The organism is Staphylococcus pasteuri (assembly GCF_030547725.1).
GTDB classification, from domain to species: Bacteria; Bacillota; Bacilli; order Staphylococcales; family Staphylococcaceae; genus Staphylococcus; species Staphylococcus pasteuri.
This window is the reverse complement of the sequence record NZ_JAUOQO010000725.1, coordinates 1-247: the sequence shown is the minus strand read 5'-3', so window position 1 is coordinate 247 and position 247 is coordinate 1. Positions and strand designations below refer to the sequence as shown.

Sequence of the window (247 nt, the reverse complement as noted above, 5' to 3'; positions counted from 1 at the left end):
GCTTAATTGCTATTGAAGCAGAGCAGCTCGAAGAAAAAGCTCACTACCCCTATGTGTTTCGCACCCTTCGGTTAGGTGACGGAGACAGTTATTTGTCTGATGTTGATATTCATAACGAGAAAGGTGTTGAGCTTGGTCAGCATCAGCCAACCTTAAAAGTGGCATCGCCAGTGTTTAGTGGCGGTAAAGCTCTTGGCTTAGTGGTAGTGAATGTAGGTTTAGAAAATCTCTTTAGTTTGCTACAAGC

1 protein-coding gene is annotated in these 247 nt (G+C 43.7%); it reads left to right on the top strand.

The features are described from left to right. Positions 1-247, top strand: a 247-nt coding sequence (locus Q4528_RS15275; protein ID WP_303522551.1) for a hypothetical protein, incomplete at both ends; no start/stop codon positions are given.